Consider the following 26,433-nt stretch of genomic DNA (forward strand, 5'->3'; position numbering starts at 1 on the left):
GCTTGTACAACGTAATAGGCGTCCGCTTTAAAAAAGCGGGGAAAATTTATTATTTTGATCCGAACGGATTTGATATAGAACAAGACAGCTGCGTCATTGTTGAAACCGTAAGAGGTGTCGAATACGGGCAGGTTGTCATCGCAAATAAACAAGTGGACGAGCATGATGTTGTGCTTCCGCTTCGAAAGGTCATACGCGTTGCTGATGAACGCGATCTTCTCATTGTAGAAGAAAACAAACAGGAGGCCCTGTCCGCTTTTGAAGTGTGTCAGAAAAAAGTGGCTGACCACGGCTTAGATATGAAGCTGGTTGATGTTGAGTTTACATTTGACCGCAATAAAGTCATTTTTTACTTTACAGCAGACGGACGGGTTGATTTCAGGGAATTGGTCAAAGACTTGGCTTCTATCTTTAAAACGAGAATCGAATTGCGCCAAATCGGGGTGAGGGACGAGGCGAAAATGCTCGGCGGTATCGGACCATGCGGGAGAATGCTTTGCTGCTCCACGTTCCTCGGTGATTTTGAACCGGTGTCCATCAAAATGGCGAAGGATCAAAATTTATCGTTGAACCCAACGAAGATTTCCGGTCTGTGCGGCCGTTTGATGTGCTGTTTGAAGTACGAAAATGATGAGTATGAGACGGCAAAAGAACAGCTGCCGGATTTAGGCGAAATGATTACGACGGCAAACGGCCCCGCAAAGGTTGTCGGTCTTAATATTCTGGAACGGGTGCTTCAGGTGGAACTGAAGAATCGTGAAAAAGTGATAGAATATACTTGGGAAGAGCTCTTGGAAGAGGGCGTCGTATCCGCACAAACCACAGATTAACGAGGTGTGGAACCTTGGATAAAAAAGAGTTATTTGATACTGTCATAAACCTGGAGGAACAAATCGGTTCGCTGTACCGTCAGCTGGGTGACTTAAAGCAGCATATCGGCGAAATGATTGAAGAGAATCACCATCTTCAGCTTGAAAATAAGCATTTGCGTAAGCGGCTTGATGATACGACAGAGCAAATTGAGAAATTCAAAGCCGATCAGAAAGAAACAAAAACACAGAAGGCAGAGCAGAGTGATATAGGAGAAGGGTACGACAATCTGGCCCGGCTGTATCAAGAAGGCTTTCATATTTGCAACGTCCATTATGGGAGCGTCCGCAAGGGAGATTGCCTTTTTTGTCTGTCCTTCTTAAATAAAAAATAAGGAAAAGGCTTCCGCTGATGTCGGAAGCCTTTTTCAAAGAGTGCCGAAAGGAATAAGATTATGGTTTCATTACGTGATGATGAAAGATTGGATTACTTATTAGCAGAGGATATGAAAATAGTACAGAGTCCGACGGTTTTCGCTTTTTCATTAGATGCCGTGCTGCTGTCTAAGTTTGCATACGTTCCGATTCAAAAGGGGAACATCGTTGATTTATGCACGGGGAACGGCATTGTGCCGCTTTTGCTCAGCACAAGGTCAAAAGCTGATATCACCGGGGTTGAAATTCAGGAACGCTTGTATGATATGGCGCTCCGAAGCGTGGAATACAACGGGCTGGGCGGTCAGATCAGTCTCATTCATGATGATCTGAAAAATATGCCGGAAAGACTCGGACATAATAAATATGATATTGTCACCTGCAATCCGCCTTATTTTAAAACACCGAAAGAGGCGGAGCAGAACCTGAACGAGCATCTCAGAATCGCAAGGCACGAAATTCTTTGCACGCTTGAAGATGTGATTTCCGTCAGCAGCAAACTGCTGAAGCAAGGCGGAAAAGCGGCTCTCGTTCATCGGCCGGGGAGGCTTTTGGAAATCTTTGAATTAATGAAAGCGTACCGAATAGAACCGAAACGGGTTCAGTTTATTTATCCGAAACAAGGTAAAGAAGCGAATACCATTTTGGTTGAAGGAATTAAAGGCGGCCGCCCTGATCTCAAAATTCTTCCCCCGCTGTTCGTATACAATGAACAAAATGAATATACGAAAGAGATCCGCACGATTTTATATGGAGACAAATAGTCATTTCTTTTATGTGCTGCTGTGCAATGACAACAGTCTGTATGCCGGTTATACAAATGATCTGCAAAAACGGCTGAAAACCCACAATGAGGGAAAGGGCGCGAAGTACACAAGGGCGCGTAGGCCGGTTTCGTTATGCCATGCGGAATCATTTGAAACAAAACGGGAAGCGATGCAGGCGGAATACCGTTTTAAGCAGCTGACCCGAAAGAAAAAAGAGCAATATATAGAAGAAAAACGACGCAGCAAGGAGGCTGTATATGTTAAGACGCCAGATGAGTTTTAACGGAAAATCTGAAATGGGAACTCTGTACCTTGTTCCTACACCGATCGGCAATTTGGAGGACATGACCTTTCGTGCAGTAGAGACGCTGAAATCGGCCGATGTCATAGCTGCCGAAGATACGAGACAGACGAAAAAGCTGTGCCATGTTTATGACATAGAAACATCTCTCATCAGCTATCATGAACATAATAAAGAAAGCAGCGGCCATAAAATCATTGAATGGCTGAAAAGCGGAAAGAATGTGGCATTGGTCAGTGATGCCGGCATGCCGACAATTTCCGACCCGGGGGCTGAGATTGTGAGAGATTTCACCCAAATCGGCGGATATGTCGTTCCGCTCCCGGGTGCTAATGCGGCATTAACCGCGCTGACCGCATCAGGCATCACCCCGCAGCCGTTTTTCTTCTACGGATTTTTAAACAGACAGAAAAAAGAAAAGAAGAAAGAACTCGAAATCCTGAAAAAACGGCAGGAAACGATGATATTTTACGAAGCGCCGCACAGATTAAAAGAAACATTAATAGCAATGCATGACGTTTTGGGTAATCGAACCATCGCCGTCACGAGAGAATTAACGAAAAAGTACGAGGAATTCATCAGAGGAACCATCGCCGAGGTGATGGAATGGGCAAATGAAGATCAAATCCGCGGTGAGTTCTGTCTCGTTGTCGAAGGAAATCAAACCGCTGAACCGGATGAAGAGGAAAAGCCTTGGTGGACGGAGCTTTCTGAGAAAGAGCATGTGGAGCATTACATAAACGAAGGAGCATCTTCCAAACAGGCCATAAAACAAACAGCGGTAGATCGGGGCGTACCGAAACGAGAGATTTATGACGCTTATCACATTCAATCATAAAAAAAACCGTTCTTGTATCGTAACAAGAACGGTTTTTGTATGAAATAGCTTATTTTTGGTTTTGAAGCTGGTTTTGAATTTCAGAGATGATTTGCTCAGCGCCTTCTTTGCTGAGTACCAATTTGCCGCCGGCAAGTTTAAGGTTATCATCAGAAACTTCACCAGTTACTTGGCAAGTCATGTTTGGTTTATATTTTTTAAGGATGATTTTTTCATCATCAACATAAATTTCAAGAGCGTCTTTTTCTGCGATGCCCAGTGTACGGCGAAGTTCGATAGGGATAACGACGCGTCCAAGTTCATCAACTTTACGTACGATACCAGTAGATTTCATTAACAGTCTCCTCCCGAGAGATAATTATTTTGTAGTTTATATTTTTCTTCGTCATTATTCGACAAAATTCCTTACATTCCTAGCATAACAAGGTTTCCAATAATCGTCAATCTTTTTGTTTACTATTGATTGTAAGAATTAGTTCTTATAGTAAGTAAAGCCTTGGAAATCCTGAAATAACAGGCTTTTTGACTGCTTTTTCGAACCTATTATCCTACTGAAAATCCTTTTAAATCAAGACTTTCGAACCAAGATGTTTTATATTAGTAGATTATAAACGACAAAATTCGACATGTTAAGACTTTTTTTAATTTCAATAAAAATTTTTAATTTTATTTACTCTTTTACGCGCAGTACGTATATATCCTTGATCTTAAAGGCTAAGATGGTATCATAGATAGAGGACAAATATCAATATTGTATATCAAATAAAACCGCTCTCGTCCTTTGGGCGTGAGCTTTTCGACATTCTGAATGGGAGGTTGCAACATGCCGCAAGACAATAATACTTTTTATATTACAACCCCGATATATTATCCGAGCGGAAAATTACATATCGGCCATGCTTATACTACCGTGGCCGGCGATGCGATGGCGCGTTACAAAAGATTAAAAGGATTTGACGTACGCTACTTAACCGGAACGGATGAGCACGGACAGAAAATCCAGCAGAAAGCGGAGGAAGAGAATATCACGCCTCAAGCTTATGTGGATCGTGCAGTTGCTGAAATCCAAAAACTATGGAAGCAGCTCGACATTTCTCACGATGATTTCATCCGGACGACGGAAAGCCGGCACAAAGAAATTATCGAGAAAGTGTTTCAAAAACTTCTTGATAATGGTGACATTTACCTGGATGAGTATGAGGGCTGGTACAGCATCCCTGATGAAACATTCTATACGGAAACACAGCTGGTGGATGTGGAAAGAAATGAGAAGGGTGAGGTTGTCGGCGGAAAAAGCCCGGACAGCGGCCATCCGGTCGAATTAATCAAAGAGGAGTCATACTTCTTCCGCATGAGCAAATACGCAGACCGCCTGCTGAAGTTTTATGAGGAAAATCCTTCTTTCATCCAGCCTGAATCACGCAAAAATGAAATGATTAACAACTTCATTAAACCGGGGCTTGAAGACTTGGCCGTTTCCAGAACGACGTTCGACTGGGGCGTAAAAGTGCCGGGAAATCCGAAGCATGTCGTGTATGTATGGATTGACGCACTGTTCAACTATATTACAGCGCTCGGTTATGATACGGAAAATGATGAGCTTTACAAAAAGTACTGGCCGGCTGACGTCCACCTTGTCGGTAAAGAAATTGTCCGTTTTCATACCATTTACTGGCCGATTATGCTGATGGCGCTTGATCTCCCGCTGCCTAAGCAAGTATTCGCGCATGGCTGGTTATTGATGAAAGACGGAAAAATGTCGAAATCAAAAGGAAATGTCGTTGATCCGGTAACGTTAATTGAACGCTACGGATTGGATGAACTTCGCTATTACCTGCTTCGCGAAGTACCGTTCGGTTCAGACGGTGTCTTTACGCCGGAAGGTTTCGTAGAACGGATTAATTATGACTTGGCGAACGACTTAGGAAACCTTCTGAATCGTACAGTTGCAATGATCCAAAAATATTTTGACGGTGAGATTGGTTCATATGAAGGAAATGTGACCGATTTTGATTCAGAGCTTTCTTCTGTAGCCGGTGAAACGGTTAAAGCTTATGAAAAGGCAATGGAAAACATGGAGTTTTCAGTCGCTTTATCAACGCTATGGCAATTAATCAGCCGTACGAACAAATATATTGATGAAACTGCTCCGTGGGTGCTTGCTAAAGATCAGGAAAAAGAAAAAGAATTACGTTCCGTCATGTATCATTTAGCTGAATCTTTACGTATCTCAGCCGTATTGCTCCAGCCTTTCTTGACACAAACGCCTGAAAAAATGTTTGCCCAGCTAGGAGTTGAGGATCAGTCCCTTAAAGCATGGGACAGCATTCAGACATTCGGTCAATTGAAGAACGCGAAAGTGAAAAAAGGGGAACCGCTTTTCCCTCGTCTTGAAGCTGAAGAGGAAGTAGCTTACATCAAGCAAAAAATGCAAGGAACTGCTCCTGCTAAAGAAGAAAAGGCGGAAGAGCCGCAAGAAGCAGAGCGTCTTCCTGAAATTACGTTTGATCAATTTATGGATACAGAACTTCGCGTCGCAGAAGTCTTGTCCGCAGAGCCGGTGAAAAAAGCAGATCGGCTGCTGAAATTGCAAATTGATCTGGGCTTTGAACAGCGCCAAGTTGTATCAGGTATCGCGAAGCATTACACACCTGATCAGCTTGTGGGAATGAAGATCATTTGTGTAACGAATTTAAAACCGGTAAAACTGAGAGGCGAGCTTTCTCAAGGAATGATACTGGCAGGAGAATCAGACGGCGTTCTCAAAGTTGTAGCTGTCGACCAGTCATTACCGAAAGGCACTCGAATTAAATAAATAGATGCAAAAGGTGTTTCACGTGTAACATTCCGTCGAACACCTTTTGTTTTTCAACAAGAAAGGAGTTTTTATGATGCTTTTTGATACACATGCGCACTTAAATGCCGAGCAATTTGACACAGACTTAGAGGAAGTCATTGCGCGTGCAAAGGCTGAAGAAGTTGAACGAATCGTCGTTGTCGGCTTCGACAAACCCACTATCACGCGTGCGATGGAGCTGATTGAGGAATATGACTTTATATACGCTGCGATCGGCTGGCATCCGGTAGACGCAATTGACATGACAGAGGAAGATTTATCATGGATTAAGGAACTGTCCTCTCACGAAAAAGTCGTGGCAATCGGAGAGATGGGCCTTGATTATCACTGGGATAAATCCCCAAAAGACGTTCAGAAAGAAGTATTCCGGAAACAAATCGCTCTCGCCAAAGAAGTGAACCTTCCAATTATCATTCATAATCGTGATGCAACGGAAGATGTTGTCACGATTTTGAAAGAAGAGGGGGCGGAAGAAGTCGGCGGTATTATGCACTGCTTTACGGGGAGCGCGGAGGTTGCGCGGCAGTGTATGGATATGAATTTTTATATTTCATTCGGCGGACCGGTTACCTTCAAAAATGCAAAGAAACCAAAAGAAGTAGCAAAGGAAATTCCGAATGACCGTTTGCTGATTGAAACGGACTGTCCTTTCCTGACACCGCATCCTTTCCGCGGTAAACGAAATGAGCCAAGCTACGTAAAATATGTTGCTGAACAGCTCGCTGAATTAAAAGGGCTGACATATGAAGAAATTGCCTCAATTACAACCGAAAACGCAAAAAGACTTTTCCGCATGAACTGACAGAATGCGCTGTCGTAACGTGTAAAGGCTTGTCCGATTCAGTGGATATGTAAAACGGTTCTACAAGCTTCCTTCTCCTCATAAGATAGGTTGTCGATATGTCTCTCTTCCTTTTTTTGCTTTGTTTTTGCATAATGAGGGATACGCTGAAGGTTTTTCATCTTCGAGATGGGAGGGTTGACAGCATTTTAGATACTCTATATAATCTCTCCGAGGAGAAGGAGGCGTTTTTCATCACACAAAAAATGAAAAAACTGTTTTCCGTAAAGCTTGGTAAAAGCAAGGTTATTCTTATTGCAGCTATTATTCTGCTGGGCGGAACCGGGACTGCATACGGGGCACATGAGCTCTCAAAACAATCAGTTTCTGTTTCCATCAACGGCAAGAAAAAGCAAATACGCACTCATGCAAAAACGGTTGGGGAACTTCTGGAAGATTTACATATAGAGACGAGAAATGAAGACCGGATTACCCCGTCTAAGCAGACAGCATTGGCAGACAACATGAATGTCGTGTATGAAGCTGCAAAGCAGATCCGTGTGACAAGAGGCGGAGAAGAAAAGACTTTATGGTCAACGGCAAAAACAGTCGGCGCATTTCTGAATGAACAGCATACACCTGTGAATCAGCACGATAAAATAGATCCAGCAGCAGATACGAAAGTGACAAACGGCATGAAAGTCACGGTCGACCCGGCTTTTCGGGTCACTGTAAATGATGCGGGAAAGAAAAAGAAAATATGGACGACTTCGACTACGGTCGCTGACTTTTTAACGCAGCATAAGATGGACATGAAAGACGAAGATAAAGTAAAACCGGCATTACACGAAAAGCTCACAAAAAATCAGGCCGGCATACAAATCACTCGTATCGAAAAAGTCACCGATGTAGTTGAGGAAAAAATAGCGTATCAAGTGAAAGAAAAAGAAGATGCGTCTCTCGACAGCGGGAAAGAAAAGATCGTTCAAAAAGGAAAAGAAGGCAAACTTAAAAAGCATTTTCATGTTGTCAAAGAAAATGGAAAAGAAGTTTCAAGAAAGCTTGTTAAAGAAGAAACATCTGAAAAAAGCAAAGATCAAATCATTGCGGTCGGCACAAAGCGGCACAGTCCCAAGATTGAGCAGCTCAGTGCACCTGTGAAGGCATCTTCTGGCGAAACCGGATCTTCCGGTAAAGTGATTACCGTGTCTTCCACGGCTTATACCGCAAGCTGCAGCGGCTGTTCCGGCCATACGGCTACAGGCGTTAACCTGACAAGCAATCCGAATGCTAAAGTCATTGCGGTAGACCCAAGCGTCATTCCGCTCGGCACAAGAGTCCACGTAGACGGATACGGGGATGCCGTGGCCGCTGATACAGGCTCAGCCATTAAAGGAAGACGGATTGATGTCTTTTTCCCTGAAAAATCTTCAGCTTACCGCTGGGGAAAGAAACAGGTCAAAATAAAAATCTTAAATTAATTCCGATTCACTCAGAGGGTTTTGCGCCCTCTGTTTTTTTCGTTATAATAGGTAAAGTGTATTTTCAGTATATTAGACGTGACATGTAAGCAAAGGTTTCGTTTTGGATATAAAAAGTTTTTTTGGAGGAAGTAATGAAAATTAAAGAAATTATTGTAGTCGAGGGACGCGATGACACTGCGCGCATAAAACTTGCCGTTGATGCGGATACGATCGAGACAAACGGTTCCGCAATCGGAGACGAAGTCATCAGACAGATTCGGCTGGCGCAGGAAACGAGAGGGGTCATCGTACTGACGGACCCGGATTTTCCGGGGGAAAAGATCCGGAAAACCATTTCTGAAGCAGTACCCGGCTGTAAACACGCATTTCTGCCCAAACATCTTGCCAAACCGAAAAACAAGCGCGGCATTGGCGTTGAGCACGCATCCATTGAAAGCATCAGAGCATGTCTGGAAAATGTGCATGAAGAGATGGAGGCAAAGCCGAGTGAGATTTCAGCTGAAGATGTCATACAGGCCGGTCTGATCGGCGGACCGGCTGCCAAAAGACGCCGCGAACGATTGGGCGACCTGCTGAAGATCGGCTATACAAACGGCAAGCAGCTTCAAAAACGGCTGCAAATGTTTCAAATCAAAAGAAGTGATTTTATTGATGCGCTCGATGCTATGAGGCAGGAGGAACAGGATGAACAATAAAGATATCGCGACACCTATCAGAACGAAGGAAATTCTGACAAAGTACGGTTTCTCTTTTAAAAAGAGTCTGGGGCAGAATTTCTTAATTGATACAAATATATTGGACAGAATTGTGGACCATGCGGAAATTACGGATCGGACCGGAGTCATTGAAATCGGGCCCGGAATCGGCGCGCTGACAGAGCAGCTTGCCAAACGGGCAAAAAAGGTCGTCGCGTTTGAAATTGATCAGCGCCTGCTGCCCATTCTCAATGATACGCTGTCTCCGTATGACAATGTAACGATCATTCATCAAGATGTGCTGAAAGCAGACGTCAAATCTGTCATTGAAGAGCAGTTTCAGGATTGTGATGAAATTATGGTGACGGCGAATCTCCCATATTATGTGACGACGCCGATCATCATGAAGCTTTTGGAAGAACATCTTCCGTTAAAAGGAATTGTCGTGATGCTGCAAAAAGAGGTCGCTGAGCGGATGGCCGCTGATCCTTCCTCTAAGGAGTACGGATCGCTTTCCATTGCGGTTCAGTTCTATACGGAGGCCAAAACCGTCATGACCGTCCCGAAAACGGTGTTTGTGCCTCAGCCTAATGTCGATTCTGCCGTCATCCGTCTCTTGCTTCGTGACGGCCCGGCGGTTGACGTCGATAATGAACCGTTTTTCTTCCAGCTGATTAAAGCAAGCTTCGCACAGCGCCGGAAAACCTTGCTTAACAACCTTGTGAACAATCTTCCGGGCGGAAAAGAGAAAAAAGCTCAAATTGAAGAAGTTCTTCAAGAAACGAATATTGACGGAAAGCGGCGCGGTGAATCCCTGTCCATAGAAGAATTCGCGCTCCTGTCCAACGGATTGCATAAAGCCCTTTTCTAAGAGGGCTTTTTGTTTTGCGTCACCACTTGGACTGCCGCTACATAGGCTAGAGGAGAACCTTATTCATTCAACTGCAAGAAAAGCTTGAAACATCAAGCGCCGCAGCGGAAAGAGGTGTATTTGCCAAGACTTCTTTCATGATGAGGCTTAGTCTATTTGTGGAGTGGGTAACGTGCAATTTCAAATAGGAGATATGGTAGCCAGGAAATCCTATCAAATGGATGTTTTATTTCGCATTATCGGTATAGAACAAACAAACAACGGAAATTCAATTGCCATCCTGCATGGTGACGAAGTCAGATTGATTGCGGATGCTGATTTTTCTGATTTGGAGCCTGTCAGAAAAGACGAACAGGCCATGAGAAAGAAAAGAGATGAAAGCAGGATGAATGAATCTCTCGAGCTGCTCCGCCAGGATTATAAGCTGCTTCGGGAAAAACAGGAATATTATGCGACAAATCAATATCAGCATCAGGAGCACTACTTTCATATGCCCGGAAAGGTATTGCATCTGGACGGCGATGAGGCCTATTTGAAAAAGTGCCTGAACTTTTATGAAAAAATCGGTGTGCCGGTATACGGAATTCATTGCCATGAGAAAAAAATGCCGGCATCAATTGACGAGCTGCTTGATAAATACAGGCCGGATATTTTAGTCATCACCGGCCATGATGCATATTCCAAGCATAAGGGAGGCGTGAACGATTTAAGCGCCTACAGGCATTCCAAACACTTTGTCGAAACCGTTCAAAGAGCGAGGCGTAAAGTCCCTCATTTGGATCAGCTGGTCATATTCGCGGGGGCGTGCCAATCTCATTTCGAGTCTTTAATCAGAGCGGGCGCGAATTTCGCAAGTTCTCCGTCACGCGTCAATATCCACGCGCTTGACCCGGTATATATTGTCGCGAAAATCAGCTTCACTCCGTTTATGGAGCGGATCAATGTATGGGATGTACTGAGAAATACGCTGACGAGAGAGAAAGGGCTGGGAGGAATTGAAACGAAGGGTGTGCTGCGTGTCGGTATGCCGTATAAATCAAATGGATGAGTGATAAAACCCGCATATATTTCGCTATGCGGGTTAATTATTTTACATATTGATACATAAATTTCCGGAACTTGTGAAAAATAACGCAGAAATCAATAGAATTTTGTCAAAATAATTTTGTTGACAATGACTTATTAACGTTGATATAATTTAAATTTTATTTGACAAAATTGGGCTCTTGTTGTACAATAAATGTAGTGAGGTGGATGCAATGGCGAAGACGTTGTCCGATATAAAAAGATCGCTTGATGGGAATTTAGGTAAACGGCTTACGTTAAAAGCAAACGGCGGCCGCCGAAAAACGATTGAGCGTTCGGGCATTTTAGCTGAGACGTACCCTTCTGTTTTTGTGATACAACTAGATCAAGACGAGAATTCGTTTGAAAGAGTTTCATACAGTTATGCTGATATTCTGACTGAGACTGTTGAATTGACATTCAATGACGATGCGGCAAGCTCAGTAGCATTTTAATGGGCAGTGAACCTTTTGTTTACTGCTTTTTGTTTTGCCTTCTAAAGCTCTTCTAATTATTCCCTCGAAAGTTTCAGCCGATTAAACGGAAGCTATAAGTGTCACATGTTTTATCGTGGCGTGCACGAATGGTGATCAATTCTATAAAAGGGGTTGTTTCGTTTGGGCAGACGTCGTGGAGTTATGTCAGATGAGTTCAAATATGAGCTGGCGAAGGACCTTGGTTTTTACGATACGGTGAAAAACGAGGGCTGGGGAGGCATTCGGGCGCGTGACGCCGGGAATATGGTAAAACGCGCGATTGAGATTGCCGAACAGCAGATGGCGGCTCAGAACCAAAATAACCGATAATGCAGTGGCCCGGGGGACAATCCGTTCCCCGGTTTTTTCTATCGGCGGTCAAAACCGGCTTCAATTTCGGATAAGTACCTCCGGGTCTCCAAATGTGATACAATGTTCATACTTATGTTTAGATGGAGAAGTAGGTGAAAGCTATGCGTATTTTAGAAAAAGCGCCGGCCAAAATCAATCTGTCCCTCGATGTGACGAGTAAACGCCCGGATGGTTATCACGAAGTGGAGATGATCATGACGACAATTGATTTGGCAGATCGGATTGAACTGACAGAACAACCCGAAAACGTTATCAGAGTGGCGTCGCATAATCGCTTTGTTCCGGATGATCAAAGGAATCTGGCTTATCAGGCAGCCAAACTGCTTAAAGAACGGTTTCAAGTCAAAAAAGGCGTTTCCATTATGATTACAAAAGTGATTCCTGTAGCGGCAGGGCTTGCCGGCGGAAGCAGCGATGCGGCAGCCACGCTCAGAGGGCTGAACAGGCTTTGGGATTTAAAGCTTTCTGTCGAAGAGCTCGCGGAGCTTGGAGCTGAAATCGGTTCAGACGTGTCCTTCTGTGTATACGGGGGCACTGCTCTGGCAACCGGACGCGGTGAGAAGATCAGGCACATCAGTGCTCCGCCTCATTGCTGGGTCGTGCTCGCCAAACCGACGATCGGGGTATCGACTGCCGAAGTGTACCGCCGGCTGAACTTACAGCAGGTTCGGCATCCTGATGTGCAGGCGATGATTGACGCGATTGAAGAAAAAAGCTTCCAAAAGGTATGCGGACAATTAGGAAACGTATTGGAGTCGGTTACGCTCAGCCTCCATCCCGAGGTGGCGATGATTAAAAATCAAATGAAACGCTTCGGCGCTGATGCGGTGTTAATGAGCGGAAGCGGACCGACTGTATTCGGTTTGGTTCAATACGAATCGAAGGTGCAGCGGATTTATAACGGGTTAAGAGGTTTCTGTGATCAAGTGTACGCGGTGCGGATGATCGGCGAACAGAATGCTCTTGATTAAATCCGTATGTTAAGTTATATTATTTTTAAATTATTCGGATTTTGGGGGTAAGTTCATGAAGTTTCGTCGCAGCGGCAGATTGGTGGACTTAACAAATTATTTGTTAACCCATCCGCATGAATTAATACCGTTAACGTTTTTCTCAGAACGGTATCAATCAGCAAAGTCATCAATCAGTGAAGATTTAACGATTATTAAACAGACCTTTGAACAGCAAGGCATTGGGACGCTGCTTACAGTGCCGGGAGCTGCCGGAGGCGTCAAATACATTCCGAAAGTGAAACAGGCTGAAGCAGAAGCGTTTATACAGGAGCTGGGACAGTCTTTAGTAAATCCTGAGCGTATCCTTCCGGGCGGTTATGTATATTTAACGGATATCTTAGGAAAACCATCTGTCCTCTCTCATGTAGGCAGGCTTTTTGCTTCCGTTTTTGCGGAGCGGGAGATTGATGTGGTGATGACCGTTGCGACAAAAGGAATCCCTCTTGCTTACGCAGCGGCCAGTTATCTGAACGTTCCGGTTGTCATCGTGCGAAAAGACAATAAGGTGACGGAAGGCTCCACGGTGAGCATCAATTATGTATCAGGGTCGTCTAACCGCATTCAAACGATGTCGCTTGCGAAAAGAAGTTTGGCTACGGGTTCGAACGTTTTGATTATTGACGATTTTATGAAAGCCGGCGGCACCATTAACGGCATGATCAGCCTGCTTGATGAGTTTAATGCAAACGTTGCGGGAATAGGCGTCTTGGTTGAAGCCGAGGGAGTGAACGAACGGCTTGTCGATGAATACATGTCACTGCTCACGCTTTCAACCATCAATATGAAAGACAAAACGATTGAGATTCAAAACGGCAATTTTCTGCGATTTTTTAAAGAACAGCATTTAAAGAATGGGGAGACAGAAAAATGACAAAAGCAATCCATACAAAACACGCGCCGGCAGCGATCGGGCCATATTCACAGGGAATCATCGTAAACAACATGTTTTACAGCTCAGGCCAGATTCCTCTTACTGCTGAAGGAGAAATGGTAAACGGTGATATCACAGAGCAAACGCATCAGGTGTTCAGCAATTTAAAAGCTGTGCTGAAAGAAGCGGGCGCTTCTCTCGAGACGGTTGTCAAAGCAACGGTGTTTATTGCTGATATGGAGCAGTTTGCGGAAGTGAATGAAGTGTACGGACAATACTTTGATGTACATAAGCCGGCAAGGTCTTGTGTGGAAGTGGCGAGACTGCCGAAAGACGCTCTCGTGGAAATTGAAGTCATTGCGCTGGTGAAATCTTAAATCTCAGAAAAGTGGTTCCGTCTCCGGGATCACTTTTTTTATGCAGTATATGATCCCCAAATATGGTTTATCACCTAATTGTGTATGTATATCCTATATTTTCAAAAAAACTTTTTGAAACGTGCAGGAATTTAAAAAGAATCGTGGAATTGTTAGACTAATGCTTTTATATAGGGAAAAGGTGGTGAACTACTGTGGAAGTTACTGACGTAAGATTACGCCGCGTGAATACCGATGGTCGCATGAGAGCGATTGCATCCATCACGCTGGATCACGAATTTGTCGTACATGATATTCGTGTGATTGATGGAAACAATGGTCTTTTCGTTGCGATGCCGAGTAAACGCACCCCTGATGGAGAATTCCGCGATATTGCTCATCCTATTAATTCCAGCACGCGGGGCAAGATCCAGGATGCTGTTTTAAATGAGTATCATCGTTTGGGTGATTCTGAAGCATTAGAATATGAAGAAGCCGGGGCTTCTTAAACATAACAAAATGTAAGGACTGCTGATAAAGGCTGACACAAGGCCTTTTCCGGCAGTCCTTTTTTAAATCTGATTTTTCAGTAATAAAGCGATTACATAGAAAATTCTTGCACTTTTTGATGTCTTCTTGAAATCAACAGCTATTTAGGATATATTTTTCTATGGATAAAAGGGATATTGGAGGCCATTAAATGGATAAGCGGTTTGCAGTGATTTTAGCTGCCGGAAAAGGAACGAGAATGAAATCGAAGCTTTACAAGGTCCTTCATCCGGTATGCGGAAAGCCTATGGTAGAGCACGTCGCAGACGAAGCTCTGAAATTATCTTTAGCGAAGCTTGTCACCATCGTAGGACACGGCGCCGAAGATGTGAAGAAGCAGCTCGGACAGAAAAGCGATTACGCTCTCCAAGCAGAACAGCTCGGTACGGCTCATGCGGTCAAACAGGCAAAACCATTTCTTCACGGAGAAAAGGGTGTCACGATCGTTATTTGCGGCGATACACCGCTTCTGACGGCGGAGACGATGGAAGCCATGCTGAATGAACATACAGACAAAGGTGCAAAAGCCACGGTGTTAACGGCCGTTGCCGACGATCCCGCCGGATACGGAAGAATCATCCGCAGTGAAGACGGCGCCGTTCAAAAAATCGTGGAGCACAAGGATGCTTCGGAGCAAGAACGTCTTGTGAAAGAAATTAACACGGGAACGTACTGTTTTGATAACGAGGCTCTTTTTCGTGTCATCGAACAGGTTTCGAATGAAAATGCCCAAGGCGAGTATTATCTGCCGGATGTGATCGAAATCCTCAAAGACGAAGGCGAAACTGTTGCCGCTTACCAGACTGGTAACTTCCAAGAGACGCTCGGAGTGAATGATAGAGTCGCTCTTTCTCAGGCTGAAATGTATATGAAAGAGCGTATTAACAAACGGCATATGCAGAACGGAGTCACTTTAATCGATCCGATGAATACGTACATCTCACCTGACGCACGTATCGGACAAGATACAGTTATTTATCCCGGAACTGTGTTAAAGGGACAAGCTGAAATCGGCGATGAATGCGTCATCGGCCCCCACACTGAGATAGAGGACAGCTCAATCGGCAGCCGCACTGTGATTAAACAATCCGTTGTCAATCGCAGCAAAGTTGGGAATGATGTAAATATCGGTCCTTTTGCTCACATCAGACCCGATTCCGCAATCGGCAATGAAGTGAAGATCGGAAACTTTGTTGAAATCAAGAAAACACAATTCGGCGACCGAAGCAAAGCATCTCATCTAAGCTATATCGGTGATGCCGAAGTGGGCACGGATGTGAATCTGGGCTGCGGCTCCATCACGGTCAATTATGATGGGAAGAAAAAGTATTTAACCAAAATTGAAGACGGCGCCTTTATTGGCTGCAACTCCAATCTGGTCGCTCCTGTTACAGTGGGAGAAGGCGCGTACGTCGCTGCGGGTTCAACCGTAACTGAAGATGTGCCGGGCGAAGCGCTTGCCATTGCCAGAGCAAGACAAGTAAATAAAGAAGATTATGTGAAAAACATTCATAAAAAATAATCCTAAAATCGGAGGTTTACCATGTCTAACGAATACGGAGATAAGAATTTAAAGATTTTTTCTTTGAATTCAAATCCAGAACTTGCAAAAGAAATCGCGGATAATGTAGGGGTTCAATTAGGAAAGTGCTCTGTTACAAGATTCAGTGACGGAGAGGTCCAGATCAACATAGAAGAAAGTATTCGCGGCTGTGATTGCTATATCATTCAGTCTACAAGTGCGCCGGTCAACGAGCACATCATGGAATTGCTGATTATGGTTGACGCTTTAAAGCGCGCTTCCGCGAAAACAATCAACATTGTCATTCCGTACTACGGTTATGCGCGCCAGGACAGAAAAGCAAGATCACGTGAACCGATTACGGCAAAACTTTTTGCAAACCTGCTTGAAACAGCGGGTGCGACACGCGTGATCGCGCTTGATTTACACGCGCCGCAAATTCAAGGTTTCTTTGATATTCCGATTGACCACTTAATGGGTGTTCCGATTTTAGGCCATTACTTTGAAGGTAAAGACTTGAAAGATATCGTTATTGTTTCTCCTGACCACGGCGGTGTGACGCGCGCCCGCAAACTTGCGGACCGTCTGAAAGCGCCGATCGCGATTATCGACAAACGCCGTCCTAGACCGAATGAGGTAGAAGTGATGAACATCGTCGGTAACGTGGAAGGTAAAACAGCGATTCTGATCGATGATATTATTGATACGGCCGGCACAATCACACTTGCCGCTAACGCGCTGGTTGAAAACGGAGCTGCAGAAGTGTATGCATGCTGTACGCACCCTGTACTGTCAGGCCCTGCCGTTGAGCGGATCAATAACTCTAAAATCAAGGAGCTTGTCGTAACGAACAGCATTAAGCTTCCTGATGAGAAAAAAATCGAACGCTTTAAGCAGCTTTCTGTCGGACCGCTTCTGGCTGAAGCGATTATCCGCGTTCACGAGAAACAATCTGTCAGCTATTTATTCAGCTAAACCGAAACTTTAAGGTTTAAATCCCAGTTATTGTGGGTATTGTTCTAATAGGACGATAAAACGATAATTAGGATGGTGCTGAATATGGCAACTTTAAAAGCAAATGAAAGAACCGATTTTAAACGTTCGACGCTTCGGAAAATCCGTCATTCAGGACATGTTCCAGGGATTATATACGGTAAAGAAACAACGAATACGCCTGTCTCTTTAGACAGTGTCGAATTGCTTAAAACATTGCGGGACGAAGGAAAAAACACGATTATCACAATTGATGTCAACGGAAATCAGCAATCGGTTATGGTGACTGATCTTCAGACAGACCCGCTCAAAAACGAATTGACGCACGCCGATTTTCAAGTCGTGAATATGAGTGAGGAGCTGGAGGCCGAGGTGCCGATTCAGCTGACGGGAGAGGCGAAGGGAGTCAAAGACGGAGGCGTCATCCAGCAGCCGCTGCATGAGCTTTCGATTAAGGCCAGACCGAAGGACATCCCTCAGACAATCAATGTTGATATTTCAGGACTTGAGATGAATGATGTGCTGACCATCGCAGATCTGACTGCTGACGGCAATTATACATTTACAAACGATCCGGAAGAAGTCGTGGCTTCCATCCTTCCTCCTAAGCAGGAAGCATTCGAAGAAGATGCAGAACCGTCTCCTGGGGAAGAGCCCGAAGGAGAAAATCAATAAGCGCTTTAAGACGTAACCCGCCCGAGGTTACGTCTTTTGTGCTAGAATGAGAAGAATTACAGCGATGTTGAGGGAGGATTTACGATGCTTGTGATTGCCGGTCTCGGTAACCCCGGGAAAACCTACGAGAACACGAGACATAATGTCGGCTTTATGGCCATTGACGAGCTTTCTAAAGAATGGAATATTGAATTGAATAAAACGAAATTCAACGGACTTTACGGAATGGGGTTTGTTTCCGGAAAAAAAGTTCTACTTGTTAAACCGCTTACATATATGAATTTATCAGGGGAATGTTTGCGGCCGCTACTGGATTATTATGATGCCGATCATGAAGATCTGAAAGTCATATACGATGACCTTGATCTTCCGACGGGGAAAATCAGGCTCCGGACGAAGGGGAGCGCAGGCGGACATAACGGAATTAAATCGCTTATACAGCACCTCGGAACCCCTGAATTTGACCGGGTCAGAATCGGAATCGGCCGCCCCGTCAACGGAATGAAAGTCGTTGACTATGTACTGGGAGCTTTTACGAAGGAAGAAGCGCCGCATATCAATGATGCCGTCTCAAAAACCGTAAAGGCCTGCGAAGCTTCCTTAACGAAACCATTTTTAGAAGTCATGAACGAATTTAATGCAAATGTATAAGATAAATAATGGGAGACCATACTAGGGAAAAATGATTTTTTCACATCAGGAGGTCCAACGTATGGCTTTGCATTATTTTTGCCGCCACTGCGGCTTTAAGGTAGGGAGCCTGGAATATTCGACGGTGCCGACACAGTCACTTGGATTTCAGCACTTAACAAATGAGGAAAGAAACGATATGATTTCATATAAAGACAATGGAGATGTCCATGTTCTTACAATTTGTGAAGACTGCCAAGAGGCGCTGGAGCGCAATCCGCACTACCATGAACACAACACATTTATTCAATAAGAAGCTTTGGTGTAGATTCTAGACCAAAGCGTTTTTCTGTTCTTGCAGAAAATAGAGAGGAGGGCCCATATGGACAACATTCAAACCTTTATTAAAGAAAGCGATGATTTTAAATCCATTGTCAACGGTTTACATGAGGGGCTGAAGGAACAGCTGCTTGCGGGTCTGTCAGGTTCCGCGCGTTCTGTTTTTACCTCCGCCCTTGCACAGGAAACGAAAAGGCCGATTTTCTTTATCACCCATAATTTATATCAGGCCCAAAAAGTGACGGAAGATCTGACGGCGCTACTCGGGGATCAATCTGTTTTTTTATACCCCGTGAATGAATTGATTTCTTCAGAAATTGCGGTAGCGAGCCCTGAACTGCGCGCTCAGCGGCTTGATGTCATTAATAGATTAACAAACGGAGAAGCGCCGGTCGTTGTGGCGCCCGTGGCGGCAGTGAGAAGAATGCTTCCGCCGAAGGAGCTGTGGAAAAGCAGCCAGCTCGTCATTTCACTCGGAGACGAAATAGAACCGGATCAGCTGTCCGCGCGCCTTGTAGAGGTGGGGTATGAGCGTTCCGACATGGTTTCTGCACCCGGTGAATTCAGTATTCGCGGCGGAATTATCGACATTTATCCGCTGACGTCGGAGCATCCGGTGCGAATTGAACTGTTTGATACGGAGGTCGATTCCATCAGAAGCTTCAATTCTGATGACCAGAGATCAATTGAGACGCTCAAACATGTGGCGATCGGACCGGCGAAGGAATTGATCATCAGGGCGGAAGAAAAAGCCCGGGCGATGGAAAGGCTCGATAAAGGGCTTGCCGACAGTCTGAAAAAGCTGAAGCAGGACAAACAAAAGGAAATGCTTCATATCAATATCTCACATGATAAAGAACGGTTATCAACGGGACAGACTGATCAGGAACTTGTGAAGTATCTCTCGTACTTTTACGAAAAACCTGCTAGTTTGCTAGATTATACACCGGCAGACACGTTGTTACTGTTAGACGAGGTCAGCCGCATTCATGAAATGGAGGATCAGCTGCAAAAAGAAGAGGCCGAATTTACGACAAGTCTGCTCGAGGAAGGGAAAATTCTGCATGACATTCATTTATCCTTCAGCTTTCAGGAGCTTATGAGCGAAAAGCGGCGCCCGGCTATTTATTATTCATTATTTTTGCGTCATGTCCAGCATACAAGCCCTCAGAATATCGTGAATGTGACAAGCCGGCAGATGCAGAGTTTTCACGGGCAGATGAATGTGCTCGCAGGTGAAATGGAGCGCTTTAAGAAATCAAACTTCACCGTCGTCTTTTTAGGCGCAAATAAGGACAGAACCGACAGATTGGCATCCGTGCTGGCTGATTACGAAATTGAAGCCGCAAAAACGGACAGCTCCAAAGCGCTTGTGCAAGGACAGGTCTATGTCATGGAAGGCGAGCTGCAATCCGGTTTTGAACTGCCGCTGATGAAGCTGGCCGTCATTACGGAGGAAGAGCTGTTCAAAAACCGAATCAAGAAAAAGCCGAGAAAGCAGAAGCTGACAAATGCCGAACGGATCAAAAGCTATTCCGAGCTTCAGGTCGGTGACTATGTCGTCCACGTCAACCACGGGATCGGTAAGTATTTGGGGATCGAAACACTAGAAATCAAAGGCATTCATAAAGATTACCTCAACATTCATTATCAGGGCAGCGATAAGCTGTACGTCCCTGTAGAACAAATCGACCAGGTGCAGAAGTACGTCGGCTCTGAAGGAAAAGAACCGAAGCTTTATAAACTGGGCGGCAGTGAATGGAAACGGGTGAAGAAAAAAGTTGAAAACTCCGTTCAGGATATTGCCGATGATCTGATTAAGCTTTATGCGGAACGGGAAGCAAGCAAGGGCTATGCGTTCTCGCCGGATCATGAAATGCAGCGGCAGTTCGAATCTGCTTTCCCTTATCAGGAAACAGAGGACCAGCTCCGTTCCATTCAGGAGATTAAAAAGGATATGGAAAGAGAGCGCCCGATGGACCGTTTGCTTTGCGGTGATGTGGGTTACGGGAAGACGGAGGTAGCCATCCGAGCGGCCTTTAAAGCGATCGCAGACGGAAAGCAGGTCGCGCTTCTTGTGCCGACGACAATACTCGCGCAGCAGCATTATGAAACCATTATGGAGCGTTTCCAGGACTATCCGATTAACATCGGTCTTCTCAGCCGATTCAGAACGAGAAAAGAATCCAATGAAACGATTAAAGGCCTGAAAAACGGAACGGTAGACATCGTAATCGGAACCCACAGGCTCTTATCTAAAGACGTCGTCTATAAAGATCTCGGCTTGCTCATCATTGATGAAGAGCAGCGCTTTGGCGTAACGCATAAGGAAAAAATCAAACAGATCAAAGCCAATGTCGATGTGCTGACTCTTACAGCGACGCCGATACCGCGCACGCTTCATATGTCCATGCTCGGTGTGCGGGACTTATCTGTTATTGAAACGCCGCCGGAAAACCGTTTCCCTGTTCAGACATATGTCGTGGAATACAACGGCGCGCTTGTGCGGGAAGCCATCGAAAGAGAACTGGCGCGCGGAGGACAGGTATATTTCTTGTACAACCGCGTGGATGACATCGAGCGGAAGGCTGATGAAATTTCCATGCTTGTTCCCGATGCGAAAGTGGCTTATGCCCACGGAAAAATGACCGAAAATGAATTGGAAAGCGTCATGCTCAATTTTCTGGAAGGGGAATCAGACGTCCTTGTCAGCACGACCATTATTGAGACAGGCGTAGATATACCAAATGTCAATACCTTGATTGTGTTCGACGGAGACAAAATGGGGCTGTCTCAGCTGTATCAGCTGAGAGGACGGGTCGGCCGTTCCAACCGCGTCGCTTATGCGTATTTTACGTACCGCAGAGACAAAGTGCTCACTGAGGTGGCGGAAAAACGGCTGCAGGCGATTAAAGAATTTACCGAGCTGGGATCAGGCTTTAAAATCGCCATGCGTGACTTGACGATCAGGGGAGCGGGGAACCTTCTCGGCGCGCAGCAGCACGGCTTTATCGACTCAGTCGGTTTTGACCTGTACTCGCAAATGCTCAAGGAAGCGATTGAAGAGCGGAAAGGCGATATTCCGAAAAGCGAACAGTTTGAGACAGAAATCGATATCGAGCTTGACGCGTATATTCCTGAGAACTATATACAAGACGGCAAGCAAAAAATCGACATGTACAAACGGTTCAGGTCAATCGCCACAATTGAGGAGAAAAATGAGCTTCAAGATGAAATCATCGACAGGTTCGGCAGCTACCCTAAAGAGGTTGAATGGCTGTTTACGGTTGCTGAGATGAAGGTATACGGAAAATATGAACGCGTCGAACTCATCAAGCAGGATAAAGACGCGATCAGATTTACCATTTCTGAAGAGGCCAGCGCACAGATTGACGGCCAGAAATTGTTCGAACTCGGCAATAAATACGGCCGGCAGATCGGACTGGGAATGGAAGGGAAAAAGCTGAAAATCTCAGTACAGACGAAAGGCCGCAAAACGGAAGAGTGGCTGGAGACCGTGCTCGGTATGCTGAAAGGCCTTCAGGATGTGAAGAAAGAAACAATCGCGTCTTCATAAAAATTGTTACTCTCTGGTGTATATTACATTTGATGTGACGGATACTAATTTCAAGCGAGTGGCGGAAGCTACATAAAGTAAAGAGCTTTAGTACTTTCCCTTAAATATCATCACATGAAAGAGAGGCACCAGAGAGATGAAAGCTACAGGTATCGTACGTCGTATTGATGATCTAGGACGGGTCGTCATTCCTAAAGAAATTCGGAGAACACTGCGAATCAGGGAAGGAGACCCGCTTGAAATATTCGTTGACCGCGACGGAGAAGTTATATTGAAAAAATATTCTCCTATCAGTGAGCTTGGCGATTTTGCGAAGGAATATGCAGATGCTTTGTATGACAGTCTCGGCCATTCCGTCTTGATTTGCGACCGTGACGCGTATATTGCCGTTTCAGGCAGTTCGAAAAAAGAATTTCTGAACAAAGCCATCAGCGATTTGCTCGAAAAAACGATGGATCAGCGCAGCTCAGTGGTAGAAAACGACGTGAAGTCCGCGCAGCTTGTTAATGACATTGATGAAGATATGAGCTCCTATACAATAGCTCCGATCGTGGCAAATGGCGATCCTATCGGTGCCGTGGTCATCTTTTCCAAGGAACAGGCACTTGGAGAAGTAGAACATAAAGCAGTAGAAACGGCAGCCAGTTTTTTGGCGAGACAAATGGAGCAGTAGGTCTTATTACCATTATTGAAATAAGAAAACGGAGAAAGAGCAGCTCTTATACAAGTGCTGTTCTTTTTCATATTCATATGTGCTCTCTATCGGTTCGGCCGTTAGGATTGTGATATAATAAGCTCGTTTTATAGACGTAATTTTCTAGCGGCTGGAAGGAGCTTTTGGATGAACGATTCAGTTGGCGCCAAGCGGCAATCGGCATGGAAAGGTGCTTTTGTGCTCGTCGTTGCGGGTATCGTAACGAAGATATTAAGCGCCGTGTACAGGGTTCCTTTTCAGAATATTGTCGGTGACGTCGGATTTTACATTTATCAGCAGGTGTATCCGTTTTTAGGGATCGCGGTCATGCTGTCAACATCCGGTTTTCCGGTTATCATCTCAAAATTAATGAACGATTATAGCGATCAGAAACAAAAAATACTGAAAATTTCCGCCCTTTATGTCGCGGCGGCCGGACTTGTTCTGTTTGCGCTCATGTATGCCGGCGCGGCGCCGTTGGCCGGTTTTATGGGTGACGCCCGCCTTGTGATGCTGATAAGGGTCGCGGCGTTCGCTTTCATACTGTTTCCGTTTACGGCGGTTTTCCGGGGGTATTTCCAAGGCGTGCATGATATGATGCCGTCAGCCTTATCCCAGATTACGGAACAGCTTCTTCGCGTGGCGGTGCTTCTCGGTTTATCCTTCTGGCTTTTGAAAAGCGGCCGTTCATTATACGCGGCTGGTGCGGGGGCGGCCTCGGGATCAATTGCCGGAAGCTTGGCAGCCCTTTGTGTATTGGCTGTTTTCTGGTATAAGCGGGAAGAAACCAAGAAAGACGGCGGACATATCGAAACGGCCGTCATTGTAAAAAAGCTGCTGCTTTATTCAGTCACCATCTGTATCAGCAGTGTACTCATGCTTTTGATTCAGCTTGTAGACGCCTTAAACTTATATTCACTGCTTTCAGACGGGACGGAGAGCCATGCCGCGAAACAGCTGAAAGGCATATATGACCGCGGACAGCCGCTCCTTCAGCTGGGAACCGTGTTTGCCGTCAGTATCGCCGCGTCATTGGTTCCTTCAATTTCAAAAGCGGTGCATGAGAATAAGCCGTTTATCATAAAAGAGAAAGCGACATCAGCCGTCAAGCTCTGCCTTGCGGTAGGGATCGGTGCATCAGCCGGGCTTTTTTGCATTTTAGATCCGGTGAATATCATGCTTTTCCAAAACAGTGAGGGGACGCAGACCTTACAAATATTCAGCTTATCTATCTTTTTTGCCTCGATTGCGCTTACGGCAGCCGCGATTCTGCAAGGAGCGGGACATACCGTTTTCCCCGCCGTATCCGTTTTGGCGGGAGGGGCGCTGAAATGGGTGCTGAATGTTTGGCTGGTCCCCGGCTGGGGTATTACAGGAGCGGCACTGGCGACCGTCTTGGCATTTGCCGCAGTTGCGTGCCTGAATCTCCGGAGAATTTGGTCGAAGGGCTGGCTGACGAATATCGGCGGCGTGATTGCCCGTCTGTGCTGGTGCAGTCTGCTGATGGTCTTCTTTCTGCTCGTATATATGAAGCTATGGCAGTTATTTGTTCCCGTCAGCAGGGCCGGAGCTGTATGTGAGAGTCTGTCTGCGTCAGTCATCGGAGGGCTATTGTTTATTTATTGTATGATAAGAATGAAGATTTTCACGGACGAAGAGCTGAGCGGCCTTCCTTTCGGCAGTGCTTTAAGCAAATTGAAAAAGAGGAGAGAAAAACATGGCAGGTAACATTACGGTCGTCGGCCTCGGCGCCGGAGACATGGATCAGTTGACAGTGGGCGTACATAAGCTGCTGACTCAGGCGAAGCATTTATATATAAGAACGAAAGACCACCCTTTGATTCCGGAATTAGAGCAAGAGACGGAAGCGGACATTTGGTATTTTGATGATATTTATGAAAAACATGATCAGTTTGAAGCGGTCTATGAAGAGATCGCGGACATTCTGTTTGAAAAAGCGAAGCAAGAGGATGTCGTCTACGCTGTGCCCGGGCATCCGTTTGTCGCTGAGAAAACCGTTCAGCTGTTATTTGAACGCCGGGAAGAACAACAGGCAGCTGTTCATACTGCCGGAGGGCAAAGCTTTTTGGATGCCACTTTTAATGCATTGCGAATTGATCCGATTGAAGGGTTTCAATTTACGGATGCGCAAACAATGACGCCGGATGAGCTCGAACTCCGCCATCACCTGATCATTTGCCAGGTTTATGACCAAATGACGGCCTCTGAGGTCAAGCTGACGCTTATGGAGAAATTGCCTGACGACTATGAAGTGGTCATCGTCACGGCAGCCGGAAGCAAGGGAGAAAAGATGACCAAGGTGCCTTTGTTTGAGCTTGACCGCAATGTAGAAATAAATAACTTAACAAGCGTGTATGTTCCGCCGATTAAAAAAGAAGAACTCCTTTACCAGGAATTTTCTGCATTCCGAAGTATTATTCGCGAGCTTCGCGGGCCGAACGGCTGTCCGTGGGATCAAAAGCAGACACACCAGTCATTAAAGAAATATATGATTGAGGAATGCTACGAACTGCTTGAGGCCATTGACGAAGAGGACACGGGTCACATGATAGAAGAACTCGGGGACGTCATGCTTCAGGTTATGCTGCACGCCCAGATCGGAGAAGACGAGGGGTATTTCTCAATTGATGATGTCATCAGAGACATCAGTGCGAAGATGGTCAGACGGCACCCGCACGTGTTTAAGGATGTTAAGGTTCAGGATGAACATGATGTCGTCGCCAACTGGGAAGAAATCAAAAAGGCGGAAAAGCAAACAACATCCTCTTCATTGCTGGATGCCGTGCCGAAAACACTGCCTTCTCTTGCAAAAGCGGCCAAGCTTCAGAAAAAAGCCGCAAAAACCGGCTTTGACTGGGATGACGTTCAGGATATATGGGATAAAGTAAATGAAGAGCTGAAGGAATTTTCTGCAGAGGCTTCCGCCGAATCAGCAGATGAAATCAGCTTAAAAGCTGAATTCGGCGATGTTTTATTTGCATTGGTCAATATCGGCCGATACTATAAAATTGAGCCTGAGGAAGCGCTCGCCATGACAAATGACAAATTCCGCAGACGCTTTGCTTATATTGAGAAAGAAGCGGCAGCAAAGGGACTTGAATTGACCGCAATGTCACTTGAGGAAATGGACAAATTGTGGGATGAAGCAAAAGAAATGGAGAGGAGATTCTGATATGAGACTTGATAAGTTTTTAAAAGTATCCAGATTAATTAAACGCCGCACATTGGCGAAAGAGGTCGCCGATCAAGGGAGAATCACCGTTAACGGGAATCAGGCGAAAGCCAGCTCAGACGTAAAAGCCGGTGATGAACTGACGGTCCGCTTCGGCCAGAAGCTTGTCACCGTGAAGGTAAACGAATTGAAAGAAACAACGAAAAAAGAAGAAGCCGCGGGCATGTATACAATCGTCAAAGAAGAAAAACTCGGCGAATAGGCTTGTTC

General features: G+C 45.3%; 28 protein-coding genes. 27 read left to right on the forward strand and 1 reads right to left on the reverse strand.

From position 1 onward, the window contains the following. Positions 1-2 precede the first annotated feature (2 nt). Genes ricT through rsmI form a run of 5 tightly spaced genes read left to right on the forward strand, consistent with a single transcriptional unit; the run spans position 3 to position 3,150 of the window. On the forward strand, positions 3-830 hold the full coding sequence (gene ricT, locus NYE42_RS00225; RefSeq protein WP_004264723.1) for a competence/sporulation regulator complex protein RicT: 828 nt from the start codon (positions 3-5) through the stop codon (positions 828-830). Positions 831-844: 14 nt separating this feature from the next. Continuing rightward, positions 845-1,204, forward strand: coding sequence for a replication initiation-control protein YabA (gene yabA / locus NYE42_RS00230; protein WP_004264720.1), 360 nt, complete (start codon positions 845-847; stop codon positions 1,202-1,204). 60 nt (positions 1,205-1,264) lie between these two features. Further along, positions 1,265-2,008: a tRNA1(Val) (adenine(37)-N6)-methyltransferase gene (locus tag NYE42_RS00235; RefSeq protein ID WP_007409920.1), complete on the forward strand. Its 744-nt coding sequence runs from the start codon at positions 1,265-1,267 to the stop codon at positions 2,006-2,008. Continuing rightward, positions 1,995-2,294 (forward strand): GIY-YIG nuclease family protein, encoded by a 300-nt coding sequence (locus tag NYE42_RS00240; RefSeq protein ID WP_007409921.1) that lies wholly within the window; start codon positions 1,995-1,997, stop codon positions 2,292-2,294. The genes NYE42_RS00235 and NYE42_RS00240 overlap by 14 nt, the downstream gene beginning before the upstream one ends. After that, the gene (gene rsmI / locus NYE42_RS00245; protein ID WP_020953847.1) at positions 2,269-3,150 is read left to right on the forward strand and encodes a 16S rRNA (cytidine(1402)-2'-O)-methyltransferase; all 882 of its coding nucleotides are present in this window, start codon (positions 2,269-2,271) and stop codon (positions 3,148-3,150) included. Before NYE42_RS00240 ends, rsmI begins: the two co-directional genes overlap by 26 nt. A gap of 49 nt (positions 3,151-3,199) precedes the next feature. On the opposite strand, the gene abrB is transcribed toward rsmI, so the two are convergent. Further along, positions 3,200-3,490, reverse strand: coding sequence for a transition state genes transcriptional regulator AbrB (gene abrB, locus NYE42_RS00250; RefSeq protein ID WP_169510469.1), 291 nt, complete (start codon positions 3,488-3,490; stop codon positions 3,200-3,202). 483 nt (positions 3,491-3,973) lie between these two features. Between abrB and metG the strand changes: the two genes are divergently transcribed. From metG to NYE42_RS00360, 22 genes are all read left to right on the forward strand, one after another. Then, positions 3,974-5,965, forward strand: coding sequence for a methionine--tRNA ligase (gene metG, locus NYE42_RS00255; protein WP_011996169.1), 1,992 nt, complete (start codon positions 3,974-3,976; stop codon positions 5,963-5,965). Positions 5,966-6,041: 76 nt separating this feature from the next. Continuing rightward, positions 6,042-6,809: a TatD family hydrolase gene (locus NYE42_RS00260; RefSeq protein ID WP_029326250.1), complete on the forward strand. Its 768-nt coding sequence runs from the start codon at positions 6,042-6,044 to the stop codon at positions 6,807-6,809. 134 nt (positions 6,810-6,943) lie between these two features. Continuing rightward, positions 6,944-8,269, forward strand: a complete 1,326-nt coding sequence (locus NYE42_RS00265; RefSeq protein ID WP_099686894.1) for a G5 and 3D domain-containing protein — start codon at positions 6,944-6,946, stop codon at positions 8,267-8,269. Positions 8,270-8,403: 134 nt separating this feature from the next. After that, on the forward strand, positions 8,404-8,967 hold the full coding sequence (gene rnmV / locus NYE42_RS00270; protein WP_004264696.1) for a ribonuclease M5: 564 nt from the start codon (positions 8,404-8,406) through the stop codon (positions 8,965-8,967). Further along, the gene (rsmA, locus tag NYE42_RS00275; RefSeq protein WP_352426690.1) at positions 8,957-9,838 is read left to right on the forward strand and encodes a 16S rRNA (adenine(1518)-N(6)/adenine(1519)-N(6))-dimethyltransferase RsmA; all 882 of its coding nucleotides are present in this window, start codon (positions 8,957-8,959) and stop codon (positions 9,836-9,838) included. The genes rnmV and rsmA overlap by 11 nt, the downstream gene beginning before the upstream one ends. Before the next feature lie 172 nt (positions 9,839-10,010). Then, positions 10,011-10,886: a sporulation peptidase YabG gene (gene yabG, locus NYE42_RS00280; RefSeq protein WP_015416657.1), complete on the forward strand. Its 876-nt coding sequence runs from the start codon at positions 10,011-10,013 to the stop codon at positions 10,884-10,886. 211 nt (positions 10,887-11,097) lie between these two features. After that, positions 11,098-11,358, forward strand: coding sequence for a biofilm formation stimulator Veg (veg, locus tag NYE42_RS00285; RefSeq protein ID WP_003218330.1), 261 nt, complete (start codon positions 11,098-11,100; stop codon positions 11,356-11,358). Positions 11,359-11,520: 162 nt separating this feature from the next. Further along, on the forward strand, positions 11,521-11,709 hold the full coding sequence (locus tag NYE42_RS00290) for a small, acid-soluble spore protein, alpha/beta type (RefSeq protein WP_011996172.1): 189 nt from the start codon (positions 11,521-11,523) through the stop codon (positions 11,707-11,709). Between the two features lie 143 nt (positions 11,710-11,852). Then, positions 11,853-12,722 (forward strand): 4-(cytidine 5'-diphospho)-2-C-methyl-D-erythritol kinase, encoded by an 870-nt coding sequence (gene ispE / locus NYE42_RS00295; RefSeq protein WP_352427001.1) that lies wholly within the window; start codon positions 11,853-11,855, stop codon positions 12,720-12,722. Between the two features lie 55 nt (positions 12,723-12,777). Then, complete coding sequence (purR, locus tag NYE42_RS00300) at positions 12,778-13,635, forward strand: pur operon repressor (RefSeq protein WP_004264666.1); 858 nt, start codon at positions 12,778-12,780, stop codon at positions 13,633-13,635. Further along, positions 13,632-14,012 (forward strand): 2-iminobutanoate/2-iminopropanoate deaminase, encoded by a 381-nt coding sequence (gene ridA / locus NYE42_RS00305; RefSeq protein ID WP_004264663.1) that lies wholly within the window; start codon positions 13,632-13,634, stop codon positions 14,010-14,012. The genes purR and ridA overlap by 4 nt, the downstream gene beginning before the upstream one ends. A 194-nt stretch (positions 14,013-14,206) precedes the next feature. Next, on the forward strand, positions 14,207-14,500 hold the full coding sequence (gene spoVG / locus NYE42_RS00310) for a septation regulator SpoVG (RefSeq protein ID WP_004264660.1): 294 nt from the start codon (positions 14,207-14,209) through the stop codon (positions 14,498-14,500). A 191-nt stretch (positions 14,501-14,691) separates the two neighbouring features. Next, on the forward strand, positions 14,692-16,062 hold the full coding sequence (gene glmU / locus NYE42_RS00315) for a bifunctional UDP-N-acetylglucosamine diphosphorylase/glucosamine-1-phosphate N-acetyltransferase GlmU (protein WP_004264658.1): 1,371 nt from the start codon (positions 14,692-14,694) through the stop codon (positions 16,060-16,062). Between the two features lie 21 nt (positions 16,063-16,083). Further along, on the forward strand, positions 16,084-17,037 hold the full coding sequence (locus NYE42_RS00320; protein WP_007409928.1) for a ribose-phosphate diphosphokinase: 954 nt from the start codon (positions 16,084-16,086) through the stop codon (positions 17,035-17,037). Between the two features lie 84 nt (positions 17,038-17,121). After that, on the forward strand, positions 17,122-17,730 hold the full coding sequence (locus NYE42_RS00325) for a 50S ribosomal protein L25/general stress protein Ctc (RefSeq protein WP_014416724.1): 609 nt from the start codon (positions 17,122-17,124) through the stop codon (positions 17,728-17,730). A gap of 84 nt (positions 17,731-17,814) precedes the next feature. Then, positions 17,815-18,381 (forward strand): aminoacyl-tRNA hydrolase, encoded by a 567-nt coding sequence (gene pth, locus NYE42_RS00330; RefSeq protein WP_004264652.1) that lies wholly within the window; start codon positions 17,815-17,817, stop codon positions 18,379-18,381. A 61-nt stretch (positions 18,382-18,442) separates the two neighbouring features. Beyond that, a complete protein-coding gene (locus tag NYE42_RS00335; RefSeq protein WP_004264650.1) occupies positions 18,443-18,673 on the forward strand; it encodes an anti-sigma-F factor Fin family protein in 231 nt (76 codons plus the stop codon). A gap of 69 nt (positions 18,674-18,742) precedes the next feature. Continuing rightward, positions 18,743-22,276, forward strand: a complete 3,534-nt coding sequence (mfd, locus tag NYE42_RS00340) for a transcription-repair coupling factor (RefSeq protein WP_025650339.1) — start codon at positions 18,743-18,745, stop codon at positions 22,274-22,276. A gap of 136 nt (positions 22,277-22,412) precedes the next feature. Beyond that, positions 22,413-22,949 (forward strand): stage V sporulation protein T, encoded by a 537-nt coding sequence (gene spoVT, locus NYE42_RS00345; RefSeq protein WP_004264646.1) that lies wholly within the window; start codon positions 22,413-22,415, stop codon positions 22,947-22,949. Between the two features lie 168 nt (positions 22,950-23,117). Then, positions 23,118-24,698, forward strand: coding sequence for a polysaccharide biosynthesis protein (locus tag NYE42_RS00350; protein WP_241457835.1), 1,581 nt, complete (start codon positions 23,118-23,120; stop codon positions 24,696-24,698). Beyond that, complete coding sequence (gene mazG, locus NYE42_RS00355) at positions 24,688-26,163, forward strand: nucleoside triphosphate pyrophosphohydrolase (protein ID WP_352426691.1); 1,476 nt, start codon at positions 24,688-24,690, stop codon at positions 26,161-26,163. Before NYE42_RS00350 ends, mazG begins: the two co-directional genes overlap by 11 nt. A 1-nt stretch (position 26,164) precedes the next feature. Next, entirely contained in the window at positions 26,165-26,425 is a 261-nt protein-coding gene (locus NYE42_RS00360; RefSeq protein ID WP_007409934.1) for an RNA-binding S4 domain-containing protein, read from the forward strand. Positions 26,426-26,433 lie beyond the last annotated feature (8 nt).

The organism is Bacillus sp. FSL K6-2865 (assembly GCF_040311405.1).
Lineage (GTDB): Bacteria > Bacillota > Bacilli > Bacillales > Bacillaceae > Bacillus > Bacillus velezensis.